Origin of the sequence: Candidatus Methylomicrobium oryzae (assembly GCF_016745425.1) — a bacterium.
In the GTDB taxonomy this organism is placed as follows: domain Bacteria; phylum Pseudomonadota; class Gammaproteobacteria; order Methylococcales; family Methylomonadaceae; genus Methylomicrobium; species Methylomicrobium oryzae.
The window spans coordinates 62409-68555 of record NZ_JAERVK010000022.1 but is presented as its reverse complement, the minus strand read 5'-3'; the positions used below and the strand labels follow the sequence as shown (position 1 = coordinate 68555).

The window sequence follows — 6147 nt, the reverse complement described above, 5'->3', positions numbered from 1 at the left end:
CGATGTACCAGCGCCCGTTTTCGTCCTGCACGAATTCGATCTCGGTTTCGGCGGGTAGGATGCCCATGCTTTCCCGGACGTTCTGGGGAATGGTGACTTGCCCTTTGCTGGTGACGCGCATAATGTTTCCCTGGTGAAAAAGTAATACTTTAATAGTAATACTTTGCCGAGAGAAAAGTAAAGAGGGCTAAAAAATAAATATCGTTGTAACAAAAATTTATTTTTGATATAACAATAATTAATTTTTGTTTTATCAAAAATAATTATATGTTGCGATCCGCCGGATTGAGTCTACTGCTGTTGTTGCCGCTCAGGGTGGCCGCTTGGGACGACGACGCGGTGCTGACCTTCATCAGCGGCGCGAATCCGATCATCCAGGCGCAGCGGGGCGTCACCCAGGCCTACGCGAAGCCAGATACGGTCACCTGGGCGCTGCAGAACACCTCGCTGAGCGGCCGCCTGGGATTCGGCGGCACCGATTTTCGGGACGACCCGTACACAGTCTACGGCGGCCTGCAGATCAGCATCCCGCTGTCCTCGATCAAGGAGGAGCGCGAGCAGGCCTTAAAGGCGGTGGCCGAAGCCAAGGAGATCGACGACCTGCACGCGAAGGTGATCCTCGATATCGCCCAGCTCAGGCAGATGGAATCCGAACTCGCTGCCTCGGAAGTCCGGCGCAAGTTCCTGAAGGAAAAGGCGGCCTGGCTGAAGGAGAGAATCAATCAGGGCTTCTCGTCCGAAATGGATCCGCTCTGGACGATCGGCAGCCAATTGAACGAGGAGGACGCCTTGGGCGCGAAGATCGGCGTCCTGGCGAAGACGCAGCGCTACAAGCTGGCCAAGTATGCCGGGCGCGAATGGAAAACGCTGTTGGCTTATCTGGAAGGCAAAACCGAAACGTTGGGAGGCAACGATGGATGAGATTATTGGATTGATGGGTCGCGATCAGCTGGTGGCCGACCTGGTGGCCGAAATCCGCAAGGGCAAGCACGTGATCCTGTCCGGGCCGGTCGGCATCGGCAAGTCGGCGGTGCTGAAGGCGGCGCTGGAGAAAGCGGCCGACAAGATCGCGCTTTTGATCAAGCTGCACGATCACCAGGCGAAAGGGCAGTTCGTCGACATGGCCCGGCAGATGCTCGCCTTGGGGCTGCTCAGCGCGAAGGAACTGGACCTGCCGGCGAAGCTTCATGACACGCCGGGGCCGGCGATCGATTGGCGGGAAGTGAAAAGCCAGGTCAACCGGATGAGCATGCGCGACCTGACCCAGGCGCTCATCCCGGCGTTGGCCAGGTCCGAGAGCAAGCCGGTGATCGCGGTCGACGATTTGACCTCGCTGACGCCAACGCAAATGGCGTTCTGGCTCGCGATCTTCGACTGCGCCCAGGTAATCGGCTGCGCTTCGGAAAAGAAGGCCCGGATCCGGAAGCTGTGGTGGAAGATGAAGGAGATCGAAGTCAAGCCGCTGCCGGCGGAGGTGGTGCGGGTGATCGTGAAGAAGTACATCGAGGCGAAGGGCGTCTTGATCGAGTCGCCTGACCTGTACATCAGTCACGTCATCAAACAAGCGGGCGGGGTGCCGCAGGCGGTTTACGACATGCTCGACGAGTCAGGCAAGGAGCGGATCATCGACAAGCGCAAGGTGCGCGAGATGCGGCACGAGGCCGGCGTCAGCTATCTCGATTTCACGCCGATGGTGATGATCTTGGGGGCGGTGATCGTCTCGATGCGCTATGTCGGCATGGGCACCGGCGACAAGACGCTGTACATCATGGGCGGCCTAGGGACGGCGCTGTTCCTGACCTTCCGCTTCTTCGTGTTCAAAGGGGTAGGGCGATAATGGCGAAAAAGCGATCACAGTGCCCAAAATGCCAAAGCAAAAAGATTGCGAAGATCATTTACGGTATGCCGAGCCATGAGGATATAGCGCAAGCAGAGGCCGGAAAAATAGTCTTGGGCGGCTGCTGTTTCGACATTGACGCGCCGCAGTGGCATTGTCGGGATTGTCGATATCAATGGAAAACCGAAACGTTTATACCTGAGTAGTATGATATGAAACCATACCATACCATATCATACCATTCAGGATGCTAGCCGCGACCCACGCCGGCTTCGCGACCGCCTTGTATTTGGGCGGCGCGGCCGTCTTCGAATATCCGACCGATCCGGTTTCGTGGAGCCTGGCGGTGTTCTTCTCGTTCATGCCCGACATCGACATCCCGACCTCGAAAGTTGGGCGGCCGCTGTTCTTCATTTCGGTGCCGCTCGAAAAGCGCTTCGGCCATCGCACCATTACCCATTCGATCATCGGCGTCGCGATCCTCGCGGCGCTGGCTGCGCCGCTGGTTTTCTTTTATCCTTTGTGTTTCTGGTCCGTGGTCGGCGGCTACTGGTCGCATATCCAGATCGACATGGCCAACATTCGCGGCGTTGACCTGTTCTGGCCGTCGCCGATCCGGGTGGTGATGCCGGGCAAGATGAAATACCGGCTGGAGGTCGGCAGCAAGGCGGAGATGATCGTCCTCTGCGCTCTGCTGGTGTTCTGCGCCGGCCTGTACCCGCTGAGCGGGCTGGGCCTGCGCGGCGGCCTGCATCAATTGCTGAAGGACTTCGATATCGCCTACGACGAGTTCGTCGAGGTGCAGGGCCTGAACTGGCACACGCTGGAACTGAAGGCGATCGACAATCTGACCCTGGAGCATATCGAATGCAACTGCCCGGTGCTCGGCGCCTGGCAAAGCGGCCTGATCATCGAGCACGACGGCAAGGCCCGCTCGGTCGGCAAGAGCCAGATCCAGCACAACCTGTACCCGGTCGACGCGGTGCTGATCGAGGGCGAGCCCTTGCGCGTGATCTCGCAGCGCATGGATATGAAAGGACGCTCGCTGCGCTGGCTGGTCGAGAATTTGAAGGCCAATCACGGCTATTACCTGCTCGGCGAGCTCTATGTCGATGCCGACAAGGTGGTCAACGTCAGCCAGATCGAAACCTATCATCCCGTCATTTGGAGCGGCGACAAGGTCCGGCTGCATTATGCGAAGGCGGAGGATTTGCGGGAATACCTGAATCTGACCGCAATCCGGGGCGAGGTCGTGGTGCAGTTTTGGCTGAAGCCGGGAGATAGGGTAGTGGAACTGAATTTCGCCGGCGAGACAGAGAAAGCGTCGACGCCGGCGGTGTTGGAAGGGATGTTTTAGCAGGAATCCATTAATAACGCTCGGCCAGTTTCTTCCTGGCTTTGTGTATTTTCCAGCAGCTGGGGTACATTGTTAATTTTTCTGCTGGAGGAATCCGCTGAAATCACGTTCTTCACCTTCTTCTATCCAAGAACCGCGGACAGTAAGCCGTTTGTCTGTCCGAGCTAGTTCATAGAAGATAATTTTGCAGTTGTATCCCTCTATACCTGTCGGTACTCTGTATGACGGCCGAAAGTCAGAGCTGAAGTTCAGCCCATGCTTGAAGGCGATGCCCGAACGTTTCCAGCGCCCATGTTCACCCCACCAGCCCACTAGCTCAAATGCAGCCTCAGTGTCACGAACGATCAACGAAGTAACTTCAATTGGCTCTCTGTCTTCAAATATTAATTCGCCGGAGTACATGGAATGCTAATAAGTAATTAAATGTTTCCGCTCATTCCCCAGCTTTTTAAGCAGATTAGCGATAAATCTATGATGTTAGCCGAGTTCAATTGCAGACTATCATCCTAAAAATGTGGGGATAAACAGACTCGGATATCTGGAGTCAGTTTACTGATATTAAGCAGATTTTCAAGGGAAAACACAACAGGCGGCAAAGAGTCGTCTGAAGACTCTCAAATTCCTTATCTTGCTTGGCAAGCACTATAATCGTGCGACTTCGACTGCCAAGCCCAGTATGCCCAATAACACGCCTGTTACTCCTCAAAACCGCGACTCGCTTGAACGCCTGTCCGGCTCGATCGAGCGCGTCACCTTCCACAGCGAGGCGACCGGCTTCTGCGTGCTGCGCGTTAAGGTCAAAGGCTACCGTGATCTGGTGACGGTCGTCGGCTCCGCTGCCAGCGTGACCGCCGGTGAATTCATCGAGTGCCTGGGCTTCTGGGCCAACGACCGGCAGCACGGCCTGCAATTCAAGGCCAATGAGCTGAAGATCGTGCCGCCGACCACCCTGGAAGGCATCGAGAAATACCTCGGCTCCGGTATGGTGAAGGGCATAGGCCCGCATTTCGCGAAGAAATTAGTGAAGGCCTTCGGCGCCGATGTGTTCGACGTGATCGAGCAGATGCCGGAGCGCCTGCAGGAGTTGGACGGCATTGGCCCCAAGCGACGGCAGAAAGTTGCTTCCGCCTGGGCGGAGCAAAAGTCGATCCGCGAAATCATGGTGTTCCTGCAGTCGCACGGCGTCGGGACCTCGCGCTCGGTCCGGATTTACAAGACCTACGGCGAGGAGGCGATCGACAAGGTGCGAGAAAACCCCTACCGCCTGGCGTTGGACATCCACGGCATCGGCTTCAAGACCGCCGACGCTTTAGCGCAAAAGCTGGGCATCGGCCCGCAATCGCTGATCCGGGCGCAGGCCGGCGTCCGTCATGTGCTGCAGGAATGGTCCGGCGACGGACATTGCGCGGCGTTCCGGGACAAGCTGGTCGAGATGGCCGTCCAGCTGCTGGAGATTCCGGAAAACGTGATCGTGCAGGCGATCGCCGGCGAATTGGCCGAGGAAAACCTGGTTTCCGAGCTGATCGACGGGCAGGAAGCGCTGTTTCTCGCGCCGTTGTACCGCGCGGAAACCGGCTGCGCGGCGAACCTGCTCCGGTTGCGCCAGGGATCATTGCCATGGGGCGAAATCGACACCGCCAAGGCAATCCCCTGGGTGGAGGAAAAGACCGGCCTGACGCTCTCGGAATCGCAGAAAAACGCCGTCGATCGGGTGCTCTGCAGCAAGGTTTCGGTGATCACCGGCGGCCCCGGCGTCGGCAAGACCACGCTGGTCAACAGCATTCTGAAAATCCTCAAAGCCAAACGCGTCACGATCGGGTTGTGCGCCCCGACCGGACGGGCCGCCAAGCGCCTGACCGAATCGACCGGCCTGGAAGCCAAGACCGTGCATCGGCTGCTGGAATTCGATCCCCAGGAGCACGCGTTCAAGCACAACGAGGACAATCCGCTCGATCTCGACGTGCTGGTGATCGACGAGGCTTCGATGATGGATGTCGTGTTGATGAACCAGCTGCTGAAAGCGGTGCCGTCTCGGGCCGCGCTCTTAATCGTCGGCGATGTCGACCAGTTGCCCTCGGTCGGTCCCGGCGCCGTGCTGGCCGACATCATCGCTTCCGGACAGATTCCCACGGTCCGGCTGACTGAAATCTTCCGCCAGGCAGCGACCTCCCAGATCATCGTCAATGCCCACAAGATCAACCACGGGCAGGTCCCGCAAGCCGAAACCGGCGGCGAAAAGTCCGATTTCTACTGCATCCACGCCGACACGCCGGAAGACGTGTTCGCCAAGCTGATCCATGTCGTCACCGAGCGCATTCCGAAGCGTTGGGGGTTTCATCCTACCCACGACATCCAGGTGCTGACGCCGATGAACCGGGGCGGCTTGGGCGCGAGGTCGCTGAACATCGAGCTGCAGGCCCGTCTGAACGGCGACAGCGAGCCGAAGATCACCAAGTACGGCTCGACCTATGCGCCGGGCGACAAGGTGATCCAGAACGTCAATAACTACGACAAGGAAGTGTTCAACGGCGATATCGGCACGGTCCAGAAGATCGACCTGGAAGAAAGCCTCTTGCAGATCCAGTTCGACGACCGGCTGGTCGAGTACGAATTCAATGAGCTGGACGAGATCAGCCTGGCCTATGCGACCAGCATCCATAAAAGCCAGGGCTCGGAATATCCGGTCGTGGTAATTCCGATGGCCATGTCGCATTACCTGCTCCTGGAGCGAAACCTGCTTTACACTGGGGTGACGCGCGGGAAGCAGCTGGTGGTTCTGGTCGCGCAGCCGAAGGCTTTAAGCATGGCGGTCAGAACGCAACGCTCGCAGAAGCGGCTGACGAATTTGGTCGCGCGGTTGAAGGGTGGAACGGAACCGAATGGGTTGGAATAATGGTTTATCAAGGCGATAAACTTCACTCGCAGGCCCTGAAACAGGGATAATGACGGATAT

General features: G+C 57.7%; 5 protein-coding genes. 4 read left to right on the top strand and 1 reads right to left on the bottom strand.

All coding sequences use genetic code 11. The annotated features are described in order from the left end of the window. The first annotated feature begins 267 nt into the window (after positions 1-267). The 3 genes from JJL52_RS19660 (at position 268) to JJL52_RS19650 (ending at position 3194) form a co-directional block, all read left to right on the top strand. A complete protein-coding gene (locus tag JJL52_RS19660; protein ID WP_202054215.1) occupies positions 268-921 on the top strand; it encodes a hypothetical protein in 654 nt (217 codons plus the stop codon). Next, positions 914-1837: an ATP-binding protein gene (locus JJL52_RS19655; protein ID WP_202054214.1), complete on the top strand. Its 924-nt coding sequence runs from the start codon at positions 914-916 to the stop codon at positions 1835-1837. The genes JJL52_RS19660 and JJL52_RS19655 overlap by 8 nt, the downstream gene beginning before the upstream one ends. A gap of 247 nt (positions 1838-2084) precedes the next feature. Beyond that, positions 2085-3194, top strand: coding sequence for a metal-dependent hydrolase (locus JJL52_RS19650; RefSeq protein ID WP_202054213.1), 1110 nt, complete (start codon positions 2085-2087; stop codon positions 3192-3194). A 72-nt stretch (positions 3195-3266) separates the two neighbouring features. On the opposite strand, the gene JJL52_RS19645 is transcribed toward JJL52_RS19650, so the two are convergent. Further along, a complete protein-coding gene (locus JJL52_RS19645) occupies positions 3267-3596 on the bottom strand; it encodes a hypothetical protein (protein ID WP_202054212.1) in 330 nt (109 codons plus the stop codon). Between the two features lie 274 nt (positions 3597-3870). On the opposite strand from JJL52_RS19645, the gene recD2 reads away from it, so the two are divergent. Continuing rightward, positions 3871-6087 carry an SF1B family DNA helicase RecD2 gene (gene recD2, locus JJL52_RS19640; RefSeq protein WP_202054211.1) on the top strand — a complete coding sequence of 739 codons (2217 nt, stop codon included), beginning with the start codon at positions 3871-3873 and terminating at the stop codon, positions 6085-6087. The last annotated feature ends 60 nt before the right edge of the window (positions 6088-6147 follow it).

Excerpts from the sequence above, each read along its gene's own strand:
- JJL52_RS19650 (WP_202054213.1), top strand. The coding sequence starts at position 2,085 with ATGCTAGCCGCGACCCACGCCGGCTTCGCGACCGCCTTGTATTTGGGC.
- recD2 (WP_202054211.1), top strand. The coding sequence starts at position 3,871 with ATGCCCAATAACACGCCTGTTACTCCTCAAAACCGCGACTCGCTTGAA.
- JJL52_RS19655 (WP_202054214.1), top strand. The coding sequence starts at position 914 with ATGGATGAGATTATTGGATTGATGGGTCGCGATCAGCTGGTGGCCGAC.
- JJL52_RS19645 (WP_202054212.1), bottom strand. The coding sequence starts at position 3,596 with ATGTACTCCGGCGAATTAATATTTGAAGACAGAGAGCCAATTGAAGTT.
- JJL52_RS19660 (WP_202054215.1), top strand. The coding sequence starts at position 268 with ATGTTGCGATCCGCCGGATTGAGTCTACTGCTGTTGTTGCCGCTCAGG.